The 19,668-nt window shown below is 44.0% G+C and carries 25 protein-coding genes; 16 read left to right on the top strand and 9 right to left on the bottom strand.

The genetic code is table 11. From position 1 onward, the window contains the following. Window positions 1–28: 28 nt before the first annotated feature. The 3 genes from ACK1LH_RS12170 to ACK1LH_RS12160 all read left to right on the top strand — a co-directional run bounded on the left by ACK1LH_RS12170 (window position 29) and on the right by ACK1LH_RS12160 (window position 2,376). A complete protein-coding gene (locus tag ACK1LH_RS12170) occupies window positions 29–280 on the top strand; it encodes a DUF2535 family protein (protein WP_029565979.1) in 252 nt (83 codons plus the stop codon). A gap of 980 nt (window positions 281–1,260) precedes the next feature. Next, window positions 1,261–2,103, top strand: coding sequence for a DegV family protein (locus ACK1LH_RS12165; RefSeq protein WP_411333190.1), 843 nt, complete (start codon window positions 1,261–1,263; stop codon window positions 2,101–2,103). 105 nt (window positions 2,104–2,208) lie between these two features. Next, window positions 2,209–2,376 (top strand): hypothetical protein, encoded by a 168-nt coding sequence (locus tag ACK1LH_RS12160; RefSeq protein WP_158001624.1) that lies wholly within the window; start codon window positions 2,209–2,211, stop codon window positions 2,374–2,376. A gap of 78 nt (window positions 2,377–2,454) precedes the next feature. Here the strand turns inward: ACK1LH_RS12160 and ACK1LH_RS12155 are convergent, their stop codons facing one another. Further along, on the bottom strand, window positions 2,455–2,961 hold the full coding sequence (locus ACK1LH_RS12155; RefSeq protein ID WP_411333188.1) for a PCYCGC motif-containing (lipo)protein: 507 nt from the start codon (window positions 2,959–2,961) through the stop codon (window positions 2,455–2,457). Between the two features lie 120 nt (window positions 2,962–3,081). Here ACK1LH_RS12155 and ACK1LH_RS12150 point away from each other — a divergent pair, with 120 nt between their 5' ends. The 7 genes from ACK1LH_RS12150 to ypmT all read left to right on the top strand — a co-directional run bounded on the left by ACK1LH_RS12150 (window position 3,082) and on the right by ypmT (window position 8,979). Then, on the top strand, window positions 3,082–4,038 hold the full coding sequence (locus ACK1LH_RS12150) for a nucleoside hydrolase (protein ID WP_411333186.1): 957 nt from the start codon (window positions 3,082–3,084) through the stop codon (window positions 4,036–4,038). A gap of 69 nt (window positions 4,039–4,107) precedes the next feature. Beyond that, window positions 4,108–4,680: an SCO family protein gene (locus ACK1LH_RS12145; RefSeq protein ID WP_411333184.1), complete on the top strand. Its 573-nt coding sequence runs from the start codon at window positions 4,108–4,110 to the stop codon at window positions 4,678–4,680. A 122-nt stretch (window positions 4,681–4,802) separates the two neighbouring features. Beyond that, window positions 4,803–5,597, top strand: a complete 795-nt coding sequence (locus ACK1LH_RS12140; RefSeq protein ID WP_203287558.1) for an SGNH/GDSL hydrolase family protein — start codon at window positions 4,803–4,805, stop codon at window positions 5,595–5,597. Between the two features lie 15 nt (window positions 5,598–5,612). Then, window positions 5,613–6,197: a YpmS family protein gene (locus ACK1LH_RS12135; RefSeq protein ID WP_320156709.1), complete on the top strand. Its 585-nt coding sequence runs from the start codon at window positions 5,613–5,615 to the stop codon at window positions 6,195–6,197. Window positions 6,198–6,465: 268 nt separating this feature from the next. Further along, the gene (locus tag ACK1LH_RS12130; RefSeq protein WP_411333182.1) at window positions 6,466–7,638 is read left to right on the top strand and encodes an FxLYD domain-containing protein; all 1,173 of its coding nucleotides are present in this window, start codon (window positions 6,466–6,468) and stop codon (window positions 7,636–7,638) included. Between the two features lie 13 nt (window positions 7,639–7,651). Beyond that, entirely contained in the window at window positions 7,652–8,773 is a 1,122-nt protein-coding gene (locus ACK1LH_RS12125) for a S1C family serine protease (RefSeq protein ID WP_411333180.1), read from the top strand. 5 nt (window positions 8,774–8,778) lie between these two features. Next, window positions 8,779–8,979 carry a protein YpmT gene (gene ypmT, locus ACK1LH_RS12120; RefSeq protein ID WP_203287554.1) on the top strand — a complete coding sequence of 67 codons (201 nt, stop codon included), beginning with the start codon at window positions 8,779–8,781 and terminating at the stop codon, window positions 8,977–8,979. 45 nt (window positions 8,980–9,024) lie between these two features. Here ypmT and ACK1LH_RS12115 read toward each other — a convergent pair whose 3' ends face one another. Next, the gene (locus ACK1LH_RS12115; protein ID WP_411333178.1) at window positions 9,025–9,273 is read right to left on the bottom strand and encodes a hypothetical protein; all 249 of its coding nucleotides are present in this window, start codon (window positions 9,271–9,273) and stop codon (window positions 9,025–9,027) included. A 162-nt stretch (window positions 9,274–9,435) separates the two neighbouring features. Beyond that, window positions 9,436–10,203, bottom strand: a complete 768-nt coding sequence (locus tag ACK1LH_RS12110; RefSeq protein ID WP_029280494.1) for a DUF4397 domain-containing protein — start codon at window positions 10,201–10,203, stop codon at window positions 9,436–9,438. Between the two features lie 144 nt (window positions 10,204–10,347). Here ACK1LH_RS12110 and ACK1LH_RS12105 point away from each other — a divergent pair, with 144 nt between their 5' ends. Beyond that, complete coding sequence (locus tag ACK1LH_RS12105) at window positions 10,348–11,145, top strand: alpha/beta fold hydrolase (RefSeq protein ID WP_282034093.1); 798 nt, start codon at window positions 10,348–10,350, stop codon at window positions 11,143–11,145. A 69-nt stretch (window positions 11,146–11,214) separates the two neighbouring features. On the opposite strand, the gene ACK1LH_RS12100 is transcribed toward ACK1LH_RS12105, so the two are convergent. Then, complete coding sequence (locus tag ACK1LH_RS12100) at window positions 11,215–11,463, bottom strand: hypothetical protein (RefSeq protein ID WP_029280497.1); 249 nt, start codon at window positions 11,461–11,463, stop codon at window positions 11,215–11,217. Between the two features lie 58 nt (window positions 11,464–11,521). Continuing rightward, window positions 11,522–11,950 (bottom strand): MarR family winged helix-turn-helix transcriptional regulator, encoded by a 429-nt coding sequence (locus tag ACK1LH_RS12095; RefSeq protein ID WP_411333176.1) that lies wholly within the window; start codon window positions 11,948–11,950, stop codon window positions 11,522–11,524. A gap of 235 nt (window positions 11,951–12,185) precedes the next feature. Here ACK1LH_RS12095 and msrA point away from each other — a divergent pair, with 235 nt between their 5' ends. Further along, entirely contained in the window at window positions 12,186–13,133 is a 948-nt protein-coding gene (msrA, locus tag ACK1LH_RS12090; RefSeq protein WP_411333174.1) for a peptide-methionine (S)-S-oxide reductase MsrA, read from the top strand. A gap of 101 nt (window positions 13,134–13,234) precedes the next feature. Here the strand turns inward: msrA and ACK1LH_RS12085 are convergent, their stop codons facing one another. Next, the gene (locus tag ACK1LH_RS12085) at window positions 13,235–14,068 is read right to left on the bottom strand and encodes a LysR family transcriptional regulator (protein WP_282034091.1); all 834 of its coding nucleotides are present in this window, start codon (window positions 14,066–14,068) and stop codon (window positions 13,235–13,237) included. Window positions 14,069–14,172: 104 nt separating this feature from the next. Here ACK1LH_RS12085 and ACK1LH_RS12080 point away from each other — a divergent pair, with 104 nt between their 5' ends. Continuing rightward, complete coding sequence (locus tag ACK1LH_RS12080; protein WP_411333172.1) at window positions 14,173–15,015, top strand: sulfite exporter TauE/SafE family protein; 843 nt, start codon at window positions 14,173–14,175, stop codon at window positions 15,013–15,015. 811 nt (window positions 15,016–15,826) lie between these two features. Here ACK1LH_RS12080 and ACK1LH_RS12075 read toward each other — a convergent pair. Together ACK1LH_RS12075 and ACK1LH_RS12070 are read right to left on the bottom strand one after the other, a co-directional pair. Then, the gene (locus ACK1LH_RS12075; protein WP_411333170.1) at window positions 15,827–16,468 is read right to left on the bottom strand and encodes a class F sortase; all 642 of its coding nucleotides are present in this window, start codon (window positions 16,466–16,468) and stop codon (window positions 15,827–15,829) included. Next, window positions 16,437–17,243, bottom strand: coding sequence for a DUF4397 domain-containing protein (locus tag ACK1LH_RS12070; protein ID WP_203287551.1), 807 nt, complete (start codon window positions 17,241–17,243; stop codon window positions 16,437–16,439). Before ACK1LH_RS12070 ends, ACK1LH_RS12075 begins: the two co-directional genes overlap by 32 nt. Before the next feature lie 215 nt (window positions 17,244–17,458). Between ACK1LH_RS12070 and ACK1LH_RS12065 the strand changes: the two genes are divergently transcribed. From ACK1LH_RS12065 to ACK1LH_RS12055, 3 genes are all read left to right on the top strand, one after another. Continuing rightward, a complete protein-coding gene (locus ACK1LH_RS12065; RefSeq protein WP_029565968.1) occupies window positions 17,459–17,845 on the top strand; it encodes a VOC family protein in 387 nt (128 codons plus the stop codon). Further along, complete coding sequence (locus ACK1LH_RS12060) at window positions 17,838–18,620, top strand: GNAT family N-acetyltransferase (protein WP_203287550.1); 783 nt, start codon at window positions 17,838–17,840, stop codon at window positions 18,618–18,620. The genes ACK1LH_RS12065 and ACK1LH_RS12060 overlap by 8 nt, the downstream gene beginning before the upstream one ends. 99 nt (window positions 18,621–18,719) lie before the next feature. Further along, window positions 18,720–18,854 (top strand): YjcZ family sporulation protein, encoded by a 135-nt coding sequence (locus tag ACK1LH_RS12055; protein ID WP_081414138.1) that lies wholly within the window; start codon window positions 18,720–18,722, stop codon window positions 18,852–18,854. Window positions 18,855–18,958: 104 nt separating this feature from the next. Here ACK1LH_RS12055 and ACK1LH_RS12050 read toward each other — a convergent pair whose 3' ends face one another. After that, the gene (locus tag ACK1LH_RS12050) at window positions 18,959–19,513 is read right to left on the bottom strand and encodes a peptidoglycan-binding domain-containing protein (RefSeq protein ID WP_051827255.1); all 555 of its coding nucleotides are present in this window, start codon (window positions 19,511–19,513) and stop codon (window positions 18,959–18,961) included. Window positions 19,514–19,668 lie beyond the last annotated feature (155 nt).

Here is a 19,668-nt window from a genome sequence, read left to right as displayed (position 1 = left end):
GAAACGGGTGAAAAAGAGGATTGATAACTTGTTATTCAAAAGCCTAGAGTTCAAGCTGTTAAATGGACATAAGGTAAAGATCACAGATATTCCAGTATTGGAGGAAGATAATCAATACCGATTTCTCGTTCAAAGCCGTCTGCAGTCGTTCCTCAGAAAGATCACTGCAAAACCGAAACCAAACGCTGTTTACTCATTTAAAGAGTACTTAAAAAGAACCGTCAAATGGACCGATTATGAAGCAATCTATCAGCCAGTCACACTAAAGCATAATGCATAGTACAAGAGCGCATGCCCGGGGCATGCGCTCTTTCATTTTGGCTGTGTTTTTTAATTCATGCGCCCCGCGAGACTGAGAAACGATGTGTGAGGGTAAGCAACGCCAGGAATCGTACCCTCGCAAACCGACAAACGATCTGGGAGGGTAAGCAAGGCCGCGAATCGTACCCCCGCAAACCGAAAAACGATGTGGGAGGGTAAGCAAGGCCGCGAATCTTACCCCCGCAAACCGAAAAACGATGTGGGAGGGTAAGCAAGGCCGCGAATCTTACCCCCGCAAACCGAAAAACGATGTGGGAGGGTGAGCAAGGCCGCGAATCGTACCCTCGCAAACCGAGAAACGATCTGAGAGGGTAAGCAAAGGTGTGAATCGTACCCTCGCAAACCGAAAAAACGATCTGGGAGGGTAAGCAAGGCCGCGAATCGTACCCTCGCAAACCGAGAAACGATCTGGGAGGGTAAGCAAAGGCGTGAATCGTACCCTTACAAACCGAAAAACGATCTGGGAGGGTAAGCAAAGGCCCGAATCGTACCCTCGCAAACCGAGAAACGATCTGAGAGGGTAAGCAAAGGCGTGAATCGTACCCCCGCAAACCGAAAAACGATGTGTGAGGATAAGCAAGGTCGAGAATCGTACCCTTGCAAACCGAAAAACGATGTCGGAGGGTAAGTAACGCCGTGAATCGTACCCTCGCAAACCGAAAAACGATGTGGGAGGGTAAGTAACACCGGGAATCATACCCTCGCAAACCGAAAAACGATTTGGGATGGTAAGCAAGATCGCGCACGATCTTATTTTATACAGATATTTGTCAGAAAAAACAAAGACTGGTATGATGAAAAAACAGTCTTTTGTGTACAGAAAAAAGTCTGATGCCTGCAAAATTGGCAGTTTCCATAAGTTTGTATGCGATTTCGATTGAAACATCTTTATTTGAATGTATAATACAAGGTAGCAAGAATAATAGGGAAGTGATACCGTTGACAAAAGTGAAAATTGTGACTGATTCAACCGGAGATTTGAGTCAGGACATTCTTGAGAAATATGAGATTAACGTTGTTCCGCTGACGATTGTGATAGATGGAAAATCGTACCTTGACCGTGTAGATATTCAGCCCGCTGAATTTATTGAAAAGATGAAAAAAGCGGACGAGCTCCCAAAAAGCTCGCAGCCGCCTGCAGGAAAGTTTGTGGAGATGTACGACAAGCTGGCATCTGACGGAAGCAGCATCATCTCCATTCACATGACAGGCGGCATGAGCGGGACTGTCCGTTCTGCAGACAGTGCAGCCGGAATGACGGATGCAGATGTGACCGTTGTTGATTCTATGTTCATTTCAAGAGCGCTAAGCTTCCAGGTCATTGAAGCTGCTAAAATGGCACAGGATGGAGCTTCTAAAGAAGAAATTCTTGAGAGGGTGGATGAAATCCGCCGCAATACAAGTCTGTTTGTAACGGTTGACACGCTTGAGAACCTTGTAAAAGGGGGCCGTATCGGCAGAGGAAAAGCCATGATTGGATCCCTGCTCAACATCAAGCCGATTGCCTCACTGGCAGACGGTGTATACACACCGGTCACAAAAGTGCGCAGCCACTCACAAATTGTTAAGTATCTTGCAAAACAATTTGCAGAGGATGTAAAAAACAAAACGGTTAAAGCTGTCGGAATCGTCCACGCGGATTCTCTGACACTTGCGACCAATTTAAAAAATGCCCTGCATGAGATGAATGCAGATTATCCGATTGATGTCCATTACACTACCCCGGTCATCTCAACGCACACCGGTCCCGGAGCTATCGGATTTATGTACTATGCTGAATAGATAAAAAAAGGCGCATGAGCAATCATGCGTCTTATCGAATATTCTGAAACTTATTTTCGGTTCATCCGTATTAGTACTAACCTATAGAAAGAAGGTGAAACAACTATGCTTTGGCTGATGATTCTGTCCCCGGTTTTAATCCTGTCGGCTATTGCCATTTATTTCAGCAGAAAATCCGGAATGACTCTTCCGGAGGATTCTAAACAGGATGAGCACTCTGGTTTTCTGTCCGGTTCAGGCTCAACAATGAATTCTTACGGTCCTCCAAACTAGCCTCCGCAGCCTCTTCTATAAAAAGACCCGGGAATATCACTATTCCCGGGTGCTGTCTCACAAATGAGCTGCCTCTGCTTATACTCCCGGCAGTTTAGTATCCGTAGGTTCTGCATACCCTTCCTTATACTGCTCATCAATCATTTGACGCACTTCTTTTACAGAGGTGCCTTTTTCGCGTTCGATAATGGCTTTAGCGGCAATCTCCAGGCATACTCCGCATTTTGTGCCGTGGTCGTCCCAGACAATGGTGCCGTCTTCTTTCCGTTCATTGATAAAGCAGTCCCCGTTATCTTTATGCCCGGCGGATTCGCCGCAGCCGCAGTAGCAAGGCATATAGCTCAGCAGATCTTCATGTCTGGCTGCCGCTGCATATAGAGTTTTGATTTCGTCTGGCTGCTTATCCAAAAATCCGGGGAGAATTTCCGCTGAAGGGGTTTCCTCGCGGATGTCTCCATTGTTTTTAAACGTTGAATGACTGCTGTGGTCTTCATGGGTTTCCTTGCCGGCAGATTCCTGACAGCCTGAGAGAATAAGAGAACATGAGAGAAAAGCGGTCATGATGACTGGGATTTTCTTTTTCATTTCGGTCACCTGCTTTGCTTGATTACCTTTACTCTAACACATTACAGATGAGGCAGTCCTTCCAAACTTTTGAACAAATATTGAATTTCTTCTCATACAGTAAGAAAAGGGGGGAAAGAGATGGGATCAAAGAAGGTGCTGTTTTTTGGCGATTTTGGAGTGGATGACATCACGGCGCTGATGTTCAGTTATTTTGATGACGATACTGATATCATCGGCATTGTGGCAGACTACGGGAACGTTTCCAAGCAGACGGCTTTAAAAACAGCGCAATACTTGGCGAAGCTGTCAAAAACGGAGAACATTCCCCTTATTGGAGGCGCAGCAAGGCCCCTTACTGGAGAAATACCTGTCTACTATCCGGAAATCCACGGCGAACAAGGGCTAGGACCCATTGTGCCCGAAGGCGATTTCCCGGATGGCAATTTTGAAAATTTTGAGATGATCCGCTCATTGATCATTCAATTTGACTATAATGTCACAATCGTAAATGTAGGGCGTCTTACGTCGCTCGCAACGGCGTTCGTTCTTTTTCCGAACATCGTCGGAAGGGTTAAGGATATCTTTATCATGGGCGGCGCCTTTTTGTACCCCGGCAATGTAACACCCGTTGCAGAAGCAAACTTCTACGGCGATCCTGCGGCAGCCAATCTTGTTTTGACCCTTGCGAATAAGGTCTCCATTTTTCCGCTGAATGTCACAAATTACGCCATCATTCCGGATGAGATTATTCAGGAACTGGATCAATTCTACAAAGAGACCGATAATCAATTTGGCCAGATTTTGAAGCCTATGATTGATTACTATACGAATTTTTATAAAAAAAACAACCCGGAAATTCAAGGCGGCCCGCTTCACGATCTTCTTGCATTCTGGGGCGCAGTCAGGGAAGAAAAGATTACTTATGTAGAAAAGCCTGTGAAAGTAATTGTAGAATCAGAGTATGCCAGAGGCCAGAGCATTGCAGATTTCAGGCCGTATAAAACGCTCGCGGACTACCCTGTGCACAGAATTGCCGTCAAATTTGATTACGGGGCATTTGTGTCTGATTTTCAAAAGATTATGAGAAAGAAATGAAATCCTTTTCATGCCAGGCATGTTTTGATACACTACCCTTATTGAAAGATAAGGAAAGGTGAACCCGTGATGAAAAAATGGCTGTGGCTTATAGTATCTCTTACTCTCTTAACCGGGTGCGGAACCGGAGGCATTAAGGGGGCGCTCAATTATGAAATTGAAGATTTCTCCTATACAAATCAGGACGGGGAAAAAGTTGGACTGAGTGATCTGAAGGGTGACGTCTGGGTGGCAAATTTTATTTTTACAAGCTGCGACACCGTTTGTCCTCCAATGACTGCCCATATGACAGAGCTTCAGAAGCAGCTGAAAGCGGAGGGCCTTGATGACGTAAGGTTTGTTTCTTTCAGTGTTGATCCTGAAGTGGACACCCCTGAAAAACTGAAGGAATATGCAGGAAGGTATCCGCTGTCATTAGATAACTGGGATTTCCTTACCGGATATAAACAGAGCGACATAGACGCTTTTGCGAAAAACAGCTTTAAAACAATTGTTCAGAAGCCTGAAGGACAAGATCAGGTGATACATGGAACGCTTTTTTATCTAGTAGACCAAAACGGCAAAGTGATGAAGGACTATGACGGCGTTGAGAATGTGCCGTATGAAGAAATCATCGGGGATGCCAAGAAAATTCATGACTGATGCCCGCTAAATGCGGGTATTTTTAATTTACAGAGTACATTGTACAGATTTCTGCGCTGTAACTGTAAGCAAAAGCATGGTATAATCATAGGCTAAAAGAACGAGGAAAGGGGGATAACAACATGCGGAAATCGTTTTTAGCTCTTACAGGATTATGTCTCATGCTTGCCGGATGTGACGTTTTTTCTGCAAAGCCTGCTAATATGGCTATGAAACCTGAAGCAGCGGAGGACCCTTATACGAAAAAACCTATCCCCTCTGACTTTATTGAAAGCAATTTAAACGTGGTTGCAGTAGGAGACTCACTGACAGCAGGAGTCGGGGACGCTGACAACAATGGTGGATATGTAGGGGATGTCAGCGACCTTCTGCAGCTTGAGGAAGAGGTTTCCTCAGTAGATGTATCCAACTTCGGCGTCAGGGGACACAAAACGAATGACTTATTAAAAGTACTGGGCAAACGGGACGTGATTGAAAAGCTGAGAGAAGCGGACATCATTTTGATGACAATCGGCGGAAATGATATCATGAAAGTTACCCGCAATCATATTATGGATCTTCAGCTTGAGCCGTACAGAGAGGAACAGCCGCGTTTTGAGAAGCGGTTTAAGAAAATTTTAAATACGATCCGCAGCGCAAATCCTGATGCCGTTATTGTTTATACAGGACTCTACAATCCATTTAAATTCATGCTCCCTGAACTGAGCGAGATTGATACGATTGTCGAGGAATGGAATCAGGCGTCAAACAGGATGATTATGGCTGACGGAAATGCTATATTTGTTCCGACAGAAGATTTGTTTGCAACCAGATCTTATGGCAAATTGCTGTATGTAGACGAGTTTCACCCCAGTGAAACAGGGTATTCATTAATTGCAGACAGAGTTTATACAAGCTTGTCTGAACAGAACGAATAGGATTGGATGATATCAATGGGAAAATGGAAACTCGCATTTATCGTACTGCTCACATTAAATCTGGTATTTCTGCTGTTTTTGGCCGTATCTCCGTTTTTGCCCGCAGAACAGCCGAAAACAGAAACAGCAGATTTCAAAGCAGGGGATACGATTCCTCTTACCGTCAGTTCTTCAAAGAACGACCTGAACCGGCTGATTAACTATTATCTGGTGAAAGAAGCTAAAGCAGAGGAACTGAATTACAAGGTTCTGCTTGAAGATAAGGTAAACCTGTATGGTTCGGTAAAGGCTTTTGGAAAAGATGTTGATTTGACGCTCTCATTTGAGCCTCAGGTGAATGAGAACGGGAACCTGCTGTTAAAGGTTGAACGTCTGTCAATCGGCAGGCTGCCGATTCCTGTGCCGTATGTTATGAGCTATATTAAAAAGACATATCCGCTGCCCGAGTATGTATACATTGATCCAAAAAAGGAAAGTGTTACCGTTCAGATTACCGAATTGAAGCTTAAAAACAATCTCAAGGCTAAGGCAGAATCATTCAATCTGAAAAATGATGATATCCGGTTCAAGCTTTTTGTGCCGGCGGACTTCGAAAAGTAGCACTGTATCTTAAAACAGATACGGTGCTTTTTATTTTTAAAAAATGAGTCAATTGACACCGGTCAAGCTGAACAGTGATCAGGTGTATCAGTAATAGATAGAATGCAGACGCAAGAAGCTGTCTTATAAACCTGATTATTAGTAAAATAGGCCTGCCATCATGAAGCTTCGCGGCACGAATGAAAGTAGAGCGAAAATAGCGAACCATGTATACTTAATAGAGATTGAGTCGAAATAAGGCGTCTGTACTCAGAAAAGGAGGCCGGACATGGAGTGTCATTATTGTGGTGAAAAAGAAATAGATCCCCTTTCGAATTATTGTCAATTTTGCGGAAAAAAAGTATTTATGAATGAGCAGGAATGGAAGCATTACCGGATATCCAAGCGTGCCCTGATTATTCTTCCAGCTGCAAGCATCGGTCTTGTATGGATGCTTCTGACGGCAGCGGATAAGCATGAGGCTTCGATTAATGATAAAGTGATCTCCTATCAGCAAAAAGCGGAAGATACAGCCCTTGCAGGAGAGTATGAGAAAGCACTTGATTTTGCAGATAAAGGACTTGCCCTTAGAGAAGACTACCGGATTCTGGAACAGGAAAAAGAACTGCTTCTTGGTGTTCTTCAGGATAAAGAAGACCTGGATCAGATCAATGCCCATATCCAAAAAGGAAATCTGGATCAGGCGGCAAAGCAAATAGCCGTACTGTCTAAAACGTTCAGCGGACATTCATCGCCTCTGTATGCGAAACTTAAAGCTGAGCTTGAACAGGCAGACAGAAATGTGACAGTGGCCGAAGTGAAAAAAGAAATAGAAACGCTTAACACGATTGAGGAGCTTTCTGAAAAGCTCAAAGAAGTGACTGTTTTAGATGCAGCGGAAGCAGGTAAAGTGAAAGAACAGATAAAGGCCAAAATGGTTCTGATCGGTTCATCAGCTGCAGAAGAAGATCTTGAAGAAAAGCAATTTAATGCAGCCATTGTGTCTGTTGATAAAGCCCTGCAGTATGATGGGGACAACGAAAAACTTCTTTCCTTAAAGGAGAAGATTCTATCAGAGCGGACCCATTTTGAACAGGCTGAACAGAACAGGCTGAAGCAGATAGCCATGGCAGCAAATGAAGAGAAGGAACGGACAGACAAAGTCCTGAAAACGTCGAATCCCGCTGTGGAAGAAGACGAATTCGGCGATGCTCATATAACCGGGAAAGTCAAAAACATTTCAGGTGCTCCCGTCCAGTCCATCACGATTTATTTTACTGTAAAGAATGAAGAGGGAACACTTATTGAAAAAGGAAAAACAAATGTATTTCCAAATGAACTTAAGCCTGGTGAAGAAGCTGAATACTCACATATCTCATATGGAGTGAAACAAGAGGTTTCGTTTGCCATTGAACGCATGACATGGCATGCAGGCAAAAACACGGTCACTAAGCACCAATAAGAAAGGGACGTATATGAAAAAGAATTGGATTATCAGCATTTCGCTGTCACTCCTTATCTTTTCAGCAGGGGCAGCAGGATATGTTCAAATTAAAAGTGACGCTGCAGAAAACATCTTTTCTGAGCCTTCTATTCTCCGTGAATCAAAAAAGGAAGAAATGCAGCTTGATTTAAAGGAGATTATCAGGGAAACGCAGAAAAAAACAGTAATGGTTGAGCTTGCAGATGGAACAGTTGGGTCAGGATTTCTTTTCAACATGGAAGGCGACATTCTCACAAATGCGCATGTGGTTGCCGGAACAGACGAAGTTAAAGTGAGAACGACGGATGCGAAAGGCTACGACGGGAAAGTCATTGGCATCAGCACTGAAACAGATGTTGCATTAGTAAGAGTGGAGGGGCTTAAAGGGCAGGAGCCGGTCCGGATCGCAGAAGAATTCGATGCTGAACTTGGACAGGAAATTCTGGCTCTTGGAAGTCCTTTAGGGTTTCAAAACACGGTGACAACAGGTATTATCAGCGGAACAAACAGAGATTTTGATCTTCCTCCGTATACGTACAAAGGCGTACATCAAATATCTGCACCTATTGCACCGGGAAACAGCGGGGGGCCTCTTATTGAGCGAAAAACCGGACAGGTCGTCGGCATGAACTCTGCGAGAATGGAAGACGGGGAAATTGGCTTCAGCATACCGATTGAGGATATACTGCCTATTGCCAAAACATGGGCGCAAAATCCGATGAAGTCATTGCCTGCATATACAGGTCTTGACGATTCAGGAGAAATGAGTGAAAATAAAAAGTCAGAAACGGCCGATTATCTGGTCAGCTATTACATAGAGAGTCTTGACTTCCACGACTATGTTACGGCCTATTCTCTGCTTGGAAGCGAACTGCAGACAGAATTGACCTATGAAGCATTCAAAGAGCAGTTTAACCGTTTTTCATCTATGTCAATTGAGACAATCACAACAGAAAAATCCGGTGAGGAAATCATCGTGCATGCAGACATTACTGTACAGCCAAAAACGGGCGGAAAGCCTTCGGAACAGATGTTAAAAGCTTCCTATACAGTGGCCTATGAAAACGAACAGGCCAAAATTATTGACCAGGAGATAAAAGAGGATAAGAGGTGAAAGGGTTGAAGGATCTTTTTTTGATGATCAGCGCAGCGGGGCTGATGATTTCTTTGTATTTTGGGGGAATGGCGTACTTTGCCTATGCAGAAGAAAAGTACAATGAAGTATTTATGAACGTATCGTACTGTGCCGTTTTTCTAAGTGCTTCGGTTTATTCTCTGCATTTGAAAGATGAAAAAAAGAAAGCGCAGAAAAATAATTAACGGACAAAGAGGAGGCTGTGAGCCTCCTTTTTGCTTATGGTAAAATTATTGACCTTCTTCTTCTTCAGCGCCTTCTTCTTCTTCAGCGCCTTCTTCTTCCTCTGGTGCTTCTTCAGTTGTTTCTTCTTCAGTACCCTCTTCAGTACCCTTTTCAGTAGTTGTTTCCTCTTCGGTGCCTTCTGTTTCTTCCATGTTGTCTTCCTCAGGTGCATCCGTTTCTGTGTCGTTACAAGCAGTCATTAATGAGATAGCCAATAAAGAAGCCCCAACTTTTAACAGCATGTCTTTCTTCATTTTCTTTTTCCTCCCTTGTAACCTGTCTGAATGAGTTTTTTAACCTGCATTCCTGCTGGTCAACCTCATCATAATCGATTCCGGGAGGAAAAATAGAGATTTTACAGAAATTGAACATGCTTTTTACATTGGCTTATCATCTTTACATGACGTTAAACATTTTTATCCAATTGCAGCAAGTGCTTCGAGCTCAGGTGTACCATTAGCAAAGCCAACGGCAAAAATCGTGTAGGCGGTATCATTTTTAAGCTGTACTTTTGGAACCGTCAGCACGACATTGTCTGTGCCGGCAACACGCACTTCAAGATCGTATTTTCCCTGAGGAACTTTCACGTTTTTGGTTGCCTGTGTAAACTGAACATTACTAAAGAGTATATCCCCGTTTTTAACCGCAATATCAACAGCAGGTGCATCAGGTGAAAGATGGACAAATTTCACGCTTGCTTCTCCTGCAGGCACAAACGTTTTATCCACAAACGGAAGCAGCCTGATGGAATTCAAGTTTCCGGCGGCAGCGATCGTATACGTGATGCCTGGAAGAAGCATATACATTTCACTCAGTACAGGGCCGTTCGTCGTTCCTGCCTGGTAGACATCCACGCGGTACTGGCCGGTCGGCAGCTTCAAGTAGTCGCTGATTTCCTTATACTTTACATTTTGGAGGGTCAGTTTCCCATTTACATAAATATCAACTGCCGGGGCATCAGGTGAAGCATGGATGACTCTTACACGTGACATGCCAGGCTCAAGCTGGCCCCCCTGCGGAACTCTCGAGGCTGCCTGATATTGCATGCTGTACATCCATTTCTGCATGGCGTTCAAGTGTTTTTGATAATACATGACATGCTTCTGCGGGTCTGTATATTTATAGTAGCAGGCAAGCAGGTCATACATCATCGCTTTTTCGGCATACTTATTCGGTTCGTTCATTAGCGCGCACTCCCATCTATTCATTCGTCATTAACATATGAAAGGAGATGGGTGATTGTCACAAAAAAGTGATGTGAATGTAGTTTTAAATGAATCCAAGAAGGGAAAATATAGGTTTGATGTCTAAATCCGGAGGTAGATCATATGGCAAATTATGAACAGAATATCGGAGACGTATCTTTATCTTATTCAGATGATGGCGAGGGCCATTGCATCGTGCTGCTTCACGGGTTTTGCGGAAGCAGGGGATATTTTAACAAAATCATACCGGACATCTCTGAGAACTACAGAGTCATCGCTTGTGACTTAAGAGGACACGGTCATTCAAGCACAGTGAAAGATGAATACAGCATCACATCAATGGCGGATGATCTGGCCACATTGTTTGACGTCCTTGAAATTGAGAAAGTCACAATGATCGGACACTCGCTTGGAGGATATATTGCCCTTGCATTTGCTGAAAAATATCCGCACATGCTCCATTCTTACGGGCTATTGCATTCAACGGCGCTCCCGGATGATGAAAACGGGAAAGCTGGCCGGGAAAAAGGCATTGCGAGAATTGAACAAGAAGGAATGAAAGGCTTTATTAATGACTTAGTGCCAAAGCTGTTTGCCGAAGAAAACATGGACTCATTCCATGCTGAAATGGAGACAGTGAGGCAGATTGGATATAAAACACCTGAAACAGGGGCAGCAGGCGCGCTGCACGCGATGAAAAACCGTCCGGACAGGCAAAAGGTCCTTCATAATCAAGACTTGCCTGTCCTGCTGATTGCCGGCAAAAAAGATCAGATTGTACCCGCTGAAAAAACCTTTTTGCATAGGGGGGACCATATAACAGAAGTCCTTCTTGAAAACAGCGGGCACATGGGAATGTTAGAGGAGCCTGATAAAGTATCAGAGGCATTGCTGACATTTATTAAAAAGAACGGAAAATAGCCGCTTGGGACCGGGATTGAACATAACGAAGCCGTACCACGAAAAAAACGCTTAGAAATAAGCGTTTTTTTATTTCTGGTTTAATTCTGCAAGCTTTACAAACGTCAGTTCATCTTCAATCAGTCCGCACACGCCGCATTGGACTTTATAATGAGGCCCTTTATATGCGAGATGAAACGGATCGAGGGCTTCCTGAGAAAATTCCTGAATGACATCGCCTGTCTGGGGATCCAGCTTGACAGACTTTGGCGTCTGTTCAATTAGGTTAAAGCGGGTGCGGTTTGTCTTGCAGTTCGGGCATAAGTATGGTGCAGTCATAAAAGGACCTCCTTCTGTCGATGGATTTATTTTTTCCAGAAGGAGGCAGGACTATGTATCATGATTTTGTCCGGTCGAGCTTTCCAAACAGCAGGATAAGGTTTTGAAGCTCCTCATCAGAGAAGCAGTCGAATCTTTCGGAGAAGTACTCCGTTTTCTTCTTTTCAAGCTCGTGCAGGACGGTTTGACCTGCATCGGTCAAATCGATTAATGTAATTCTTCGGTCGCTGGGAGAGCGTTTGCGCGTAATCAGTTCTTTAGACAGCAGGGAATCTGTTACGGCAGTAATATGGCTTGCGGAGACGTCCAGCTCTTTTGCAAGATTCGACGCATTCAGGGGTCCGTTTTCTTTCAGTGATTTTAAGATGATAAATTCATTCCTTGAAAGGACGCTTCCGAGGACAACGTTTATCTCATTCCGCAGCTGGCGGAAAATGCTTCTCATGAGCGACTCTAATTCATACATTTTATCTTCGCGTTTTTTCACTACAAAACCTCCGGGTGGAGAACAGCTGAAATCAGACTGTTCATCTGCTTAAATAATTTTAATGTAAAGAAACGTGTCTGTCTTGTCAAGGAAAACCCGGACCAGAGAGCAGAATTCTGGGATTATGGAATGGAAATGATATAATAAAGCTAAATAACGGACAAACCCGGTCCTGAAAGCAGCTCTGACTGCGCGGCCGGTGAAGTCACAGAACAGTGCAGAAGGAGGAAACAGGATGACTGAAAAAACATTTGAACTTGCTACCTTTGCAGGAGGCTGCTTCTGGTGCATGGTGCAGCCGTTTGACGAGCTGCCCGGCATTGAAAAAGTCGTTTCCGGCTATACTGGAGGCCACAAAGAAAACCCAACTTATGAAGAAGTCTGCAGTGAAACGACAGGCCATTATGAAGCTGTGCAGATTACATTTAATCCTGACATCTTTCCGTATGAGCGCCTGCTTGAATTATTCTGGCAGCAAATTGATCCGACAGACGCTGGAGGCCAATTCTTTGATCGCGGGGATTCCTACCGCACAGCTATTTTCTTCCATAATGAAAGGCAGCAGCAGCTTGCCGAAGAATCAAAACAAAAACTTGCAGATAGCGGCCGCTTCAAAAAGCCGATTGTGACTGAAATTCTGCCGGCAAAAACGTTTTACGCGGCAGAGGAGTACCACCAGGACTATTACCAAAAAAGCCCGGTTCGCTATAATCAGTACCGCAAAGGCTCAGGCCGCGACGCGTATATTAAAGAACACTGGGATAAAAGCAGCCTGAAAGAAAAACTGACGCCGATCCAGTACGAAGTCACTCAGAACAACGGAACGGAGCGCCCGTTTCAAAATGAATACTACGACAACGAACAAGACGGCATCTACGTTGACATCGTCTCTGGAAAACCTCTTTTCAGTTCAACAGACAAATACGATGCAGGCTGCGGCTGGCCGAGCTTTACACGTCCGCTGTCAGATTATGAAATTGTCGAGAAAAAGGATTTCTCTCACTTTATGATCCGTACAGAAGTAAGAAGCAAATCTGCGGATTCTCATTTAGGCCATGTGTTTAACGACGGTCCGGGTCCAGACGGCTTAAGATACTGCATTAATTCAGCAGCTCTCAGATTTGTCCCAAAGGAAGACCTCGAAAAAGAGGGATATGGTAAATTTTCAGGGCTTTTTCAGTAAGGAAGCTCTTGCAGAAAAGTGCTTTAGAGTGATGAAAACCATCAGCAGCCGGAGGTGTCATTCTCCGGTTCTGGTGGTTTTTTTTCGTCTTCATAAACCAATTATGCATATAGAAGCAAGGGAAGCAGTTCTTCTATGAAAGGAGCTGCAGCTATTTCATCATGAACAGCATAAAACGGCCGGTATACAACATGAGATTCAAGAGGAACGAGTTTTCCGTTTTCAACTTCATCTTTGACCATAGAATGGGACAGAAACGCCGCACCGAGCCCTCTTACTGCAAGCTGTTTAATGAGATAGTGGCTGCCTGCCTCAATAACTTCAACAGGATCGATTCTCTCAGACAGAAGAAATTGATCAGCGTATTCTCTTGTACCCGACCCTTTCTCTCTGAGGAGGAGGGGAGAAGTGCTGATTGAAATGTGATGACTGGCATAAAAACGCAGTTCATCCCTGCTTATTACGTTCACTTTAAATGGCTCAAGTCCGCGTTTTCCTTCAACAAGCGCAAGGTCGAGCTTGTGCTGCTTAAGTCCTTCAACAATCTGTTCATGATTTTTGATGGTGAGCTGAAGGCGCACATGGGGATAGATAGTCTTGATTTTTTCAACAAAATCAGGAAGCAGGACGTCGCTTACTGTATGGGTTGCTCCAAGTTTTAATAAAACCTCGTTGTTTTTCTCTTTTATCCGCTCGATGGTCATGCTGATCTCAAGCATTTTTTTCCCTTCTTCAAAAACGTGCTTTCCCGCATCCGTTAATTCAAAGGGCCTGTTTGGTGCCGATCTTTTTATTAAACTTGTTCCAAGAAAGTCTTCCAGTTTTTTAAGGTGAATACTGATTGTAGGCTGTGACAGATTAAGGAATTCACTTGTCTTTGTGAAGTGGCGAAGCTGTACAAGCGTTACATAGGTTCGAATCCAGTCTAGCTGCATGACACCCTCCGTTAATTATAAAACGTAATGAACTTCATTGTATTTATTTATTTCTATTATAAATAAGAGAGAGATACAATGAAAGAGAAAGGTTGTGACGTGAAATGGAAACCATTTTATTTCTCGCAGGGGGAGCGGCAATTGGCATCATGTCCGGATTTTTCGGTATTGGGGGAGGAATTATTCTTACCCCGGTGCTGTTGATCCTTGGGTATGACCCGAGTCAAGCCGTCATTTTGTCTCTCATGCTTACATTGGGTTCAACGATAACTGGAACGATTACGCATTTCCGTCTTAAACATATACATGTCTCTTTAGCGGCAAGGCTTGGACTGTTCGGCATGATTGGGGCAGTTTCCACTGCTCCTGCAGTCCGCTTGCTTGAGGAGGTTCATTCAGCCTCGGCTGTCATTTCACTTGCTTATATCGGAATTTTAGGATGGTTTTCGTATCAATTTTTACGGAGGGAGAAAGAGGTAAAGAAGCAAAAAAAGGGATCAATTCCATTGATCGGCCTTCTTACCGGTGCTGTTTCTTCATTAATGGGAGTCAGCGGAGGATTTGTTATGACTCCTCTATTAAAAAATGTTAGAGAAATGGAACTGAATAAGGCGATTGGAACCAGCATTGCCGCAGCATCCGTTATTGTCCTGTCAGGAATAGGCTCATATTTTTTCAGCGGAGCGGAACTGGATTACACACACGGCGCGCTTCTCATTATAGGTGCTATGATTGGAACGCCGGCCGGTTCCATGCAGCTTAAAAAATTCCCTGAAGCACATGTGAAAAAGATGCTTGGTTTTCTTTATCTGGTTGTTGCCGGAAGTGTTATCTTCACTTTTATGTCCTTCCCGGGTGTTTCACTGGCCCTTATCGGCACTGCTTGCATGATCTTTTTTACCTTGCTGGTTTTTAAGTCTGCAAGGAGGTTTCTGGCTGCAGAATAAAAGGAAGGGTATAAATTTCAATGTTTTTCACGACACTTGTTCATTTTGAAAATAGATTTGAACAAAAAGAACGGACAGAAAAGGTAGTGGAGCCACAAACGAAGGGGAGACATGAAGAAAAGTGGCAGCACTTGGGGTAATGGTGCCACAAATGAGGTAAACTCACGAGAAAAAGCGGCAGCACTCGGGGTAATGGCGCCACAAATGAAGTAAGCACACGAGAAAAAGTGGCAGCACTCTGGATAGTGGTGCCACAAAGTACGTGAAGACATGAAGAAAAGCGGCAGCACTCGGGGTAATGGTGCAACAAATGAAGTAAGCACACGAGAAAAAGTGGCAGCACTCGGGGTAATAGCGCCACAAATGAGGTAAACTCACGAGAAAAAGCGGCAGGACTCTGGATAGTGGTGCCACAAATGACGTGAAGACATGAAGAAAAGCGGCAGCACTCGGGCTAATGGCGCCACAAATGAAGTAAACACACGAGAAAAAGTGGCAGCACTCTGGATAGTGGTGCCACAAATGACGTGAAGACATGAAGAAAAGCGGCAGCACTCGGGGTAATGGCGCCACAAATGAAGTAAACACACGAGAAAAAGTGGCAGCACTCGGGGTAATGGCGCCACAAATGAAGTAAGCACACGAGAAAAAGTGGCAGCACTCTGGATAGTGCTACCACAAATGACGTGAAGACATGAAAAAAAGTGGCAGCATTTGTGTAGTATAGCCGCAAATGATTCTAAAATACAGAGAAACCCCGAACCGAGGTTCGGGGTTTTCAAACAGACTTCAATTCTGCAAGTCCATGAGTCTAGCTTTCTTCTTTTAAAACCCCGGTCACAACCAGCCTCTCCAAATGCGTCTTTTTCTTCCGGTCAAATTCGCCTGTGCATGTAATCAGGTTCAGCTTTCTCTGCTGACTGAACCCGAATATAGCGGGAAGAGGAGCATCATCATACGGGTACGAATTGATTTCCTGTACAACAAATGTCAGGGCTTCGCCATTTTCTCCGAAGACGATGATTTCATCTCCAGCGCTGATTTCTTTGAGATTAAAAAACACCGACGGGCCTGTTTTGTTATCCACATGCCCTGCAATAACAGCGTTTCCCTGCTCGCCTGGCATCGCGCCGTTTTCGTACCATGCAGTGAGCGAGTCACTTGAAGGCAGCTCCATTATCCCGTCTTCACTCAGGCCGGCAGATTCGACGCCTGCACTGATATTAAGGGACGGAATAGAAATTCGGCTTGGGTTGATTCCTTCGGGTTGTTTTTGCTGAACGGGTTTAGGCTTTGCCCCTGAAGTCTCAGCTGAAACGGAGACGGCAGAGGCTTGTTCTGTACGCGTTTCTTTTTTATCCGGTGAGGCGTTTTCGCCAGTCTGTGCACATCCGGCCAATAGGAGAATCAGGGCTGCCGATTTAATGGCTGCTTGCTTTTTTCTTGATTCCATATGCCATCAAAGCACCTAATCCAAGGATAGCTGCTGCTGCAACTGGCAAGTAGTTTGTTTCAGTTTCAGATGTGCCGCCCATTCCTGTTTTCGGCATTTCAGAAGGCATCATTGCCGGATCAGCAAGAACAAGTGCTTCAAGAGCAGGCTCTCCGCCGGCAAGTCCAACTGCAATGACCGTGTAAGACATATTAGCCTTAAGTTCAGTGCCTGCAAGGTCAAGTACTACATCTTCTGTTCCAGCGCCTCTGACTTCAAGATCATATGATCCAGGGTCTACTTCCAAGTAATCTGTTACACCTTTAAATTCAGCTCCAGGGAAAAGGACATCTCCGCCTTTAACAGCTACATCAACTGCAGGTGCATCAGGTGAAAAGTGGGCAACGCGCACTTTTGATTTTCCTTCAGTTACATTCAAATCGTCGTTAAGAACTTTTAGTTCAAGAGAATCAAGTGTGTTGATTGCTGCTGCTGTATAAGCTTTACCGGCTTCAACTGTCAAATCTGCTGAGATGACAGGTTCGCCGTCAGCAACTGTACCGGCTGCAAAGATTTCAACCTTGTGGTCGCCTGCAGGAAGCATCATGTAGTCGGTAGCTGCTTTAAACTCAGCACCTTCAACAACTGTTTTGCCGTCGACAACAACATCAACTGCAGGAGCATCAGGAGAAGCGTGAACGATTCTGACCATTGCGTCATTCTCTGCTGCAGAAGCACCTGCTCCAAATGCCAATAATAAAACCATTGCTGCTACTACTGAAAAAATCTTTCTCATTTTTCCACTCCTCATTTTTTGTTTTTTTTATTTGGACGTATGTCCTGAATTAAATATAAACAAAACCTATACAAAATGTATACAGTTTTGATGCACTGAATGTGCTGGAGAAGTTTTTTCCAGTTTTTCTGGCGCTGAATGTACAGAAAAACAAAGGAATTTACCAGAAGATTTGGTATAATCGAGACATCATCCAAGAATAGGAGTGAATCACTTTGGCAGTCAAAGGATTTGAACATGTGGGAATACAAGTAAGAGATATTGAGAAATCGATTGAATTTTATCAGCAGGTTGCAGGACTGCAGCTGATTGACCGATTTTTACATACAGATGGAAATATGAAACTGGCTTTTTTAGGAGTGGAGGGATCCATTATTGTTGAATTGATTGAAGGGTACAACCCAGATCTTCCTGCAGAAGGAAAGGTTCATCACGTTGCCTTAAAGGTCAGCGGAATTGAGGGGGAAGAGGAAAGGCTGAAGGAATTAGGTGCAGAGCTGATCTATGATGAAATTACAACTCTGCCGAATGGAGCGAAATATCTGTTCTTCAAAGGGCCAGACGGGGAATGGATTGAATATTTCGAACCGATGAATGAATAAGGCCGTCCATTTCGAAAAGGTGCTTGATGCCGCAGAAGATGAATATTTGCAATTGTTCTGCAAGGTCAAAAAAACGGCCCTTTACAAAGCATATACAGACGATGCATTAAAAGGCATGTACAGTCATCATTTTGCAAAAATGACGACACCCTATCACCCGATCCTGCTAAAAGAAGTGCTTGCTCACTCCAAATCAGCCCTGAACAGGAGCTTTGTCCATGTTAAGCTTCCGTTTAACAGCAGGGTGGACAAACGGACCCGGTCTTATCTGCATGAAGAAGAGTATTACTGTGATCTGGATTTGTATTATTTTCATACGCTTGAAGAAATTGAATCATGTTCAAGGGTCATGACAAAGCTCGGAGAAGGAGATGTGCTGCAGGATGCCTGTTTCGCCATGGAGCTGTACGATGCCCGCCATATAAGTGCTTCTTTTGCAAAATCCAAGCTTCAGCGCAAAAAGCCGTATTATCTGGCTAAGACTGTGCGTCTTTATGTCTGCTATGAAAACGGCGTTCCAATTGGAAGTGCGGAATTGTATCTTTCACCTGTAACACGAATTGCAAAGATTGAGGAAGTAGCCATTCTTGATGAATACCAGCGGATGGGCTATGGTTCTTCCTTCATGAAGTGCCTGCTGCAGGAGGCGGCGCAGCTCGGGGCAGAGTCTGCCTATCTTGTCACCATGAATGATGAGGGATCAAAAGCCTTTTATGAAAAGCTTGGTTTTGTAAAGGTGCTTGAACAGGAAAATGTTTTCAAAAATTTACTTTAAAAGCTTTTTAAGAAAAATGGGCGAATGCACATACAGGACAGCCACCTACCTCATAATGTAAGGATGTAAAGAAAAACAAAATGAAGAGGTGTTTGATTCATGTACGGTTATGACTGCGGATGTTCATATCCTTCTTATCCGGTTCATTGCGGAGGCGGACTAGGAAGCAGCTTTGTATTGATTGTTGTTCTATTCATTTTGCTTATCATCGTCGGTTCTGCTTATATTTGCTAGTACCTGAAAAAGCCTCTGTATGAGGCTTTTTTTCAATTCAATGAACATTATTAATCAAAAAACCAATGAAAAAAAGCAGAAAATATATTTCTGCTTTTCATAAATCAGCTATTCAGCACTTTTTCCATCACACTGCGTGTTTTGGGTCCATAGATTCCGTCATCCGCCAGATCAGGGAAGCGCTGCTGGAATTTAAGGACGGCGGCTTTTGTTTTTTCACCGTAGATGCCGTCTTCAGACAGTCCAGAACCGATATCATTCAATCCCTGCTGAAGTTTCAGGACGTCGCTTCCTTTGCTTCCAAGCTTGAGTACAGTATTTGGCAGTCCGAAGGTATTAACGTCAATGGACAATGCTTTGTGAGTGTTGGGGCCATAAACGCCATCTGCCTTGAGGCCTTTAGCTTTCTGGTAAAAGAATACGGCATTGGTTGTTTTCGGCCCAAAAACACCGTCAACTGTGAGTGAAGCTTCCGCTGCTTCGTTCAAACCGCGCTGCAGAATTTTTACATTTTCTCCTCTTGCGCCTTCTTTGATGATACCTGATTCAGGAAGTGTGAAGATGTAGGGTACATTTTCCTGTGCACTTGCCTGAGGCACTGACATCCATAGAGCTGCGGCGGTTACGACAGATGCTGATACAACTTTCCATTTTTTCATTATTTCTCTCCCCTTTATTTCGTTTTACATGCATGAGACGGAGCGAAGAGATTCATTGTTTCATAAAATTGTAAAAAAGAAGAAAAAATATAAAAAACAAACCGGCGGTCGGTCAAATTCTGAGCATAATCCTCAAATTTCATCATTGCCGTTCA

Origin of the sequence: Metabacillus indicus, assembly GCF_046603695.1 — a bacterium.
Classification (GTDB): domain Bacteria; phylum Bacillota; class Bacilli; order Bacillales; family Bacillaceae; genus Bacillus_P; species Bacillus_P indicus.
The sequence above is the reverse complement of the archived record's forward strand: the minus strand, read 5'-3'. Positions and strand labels throughout refer to the sequence as shown.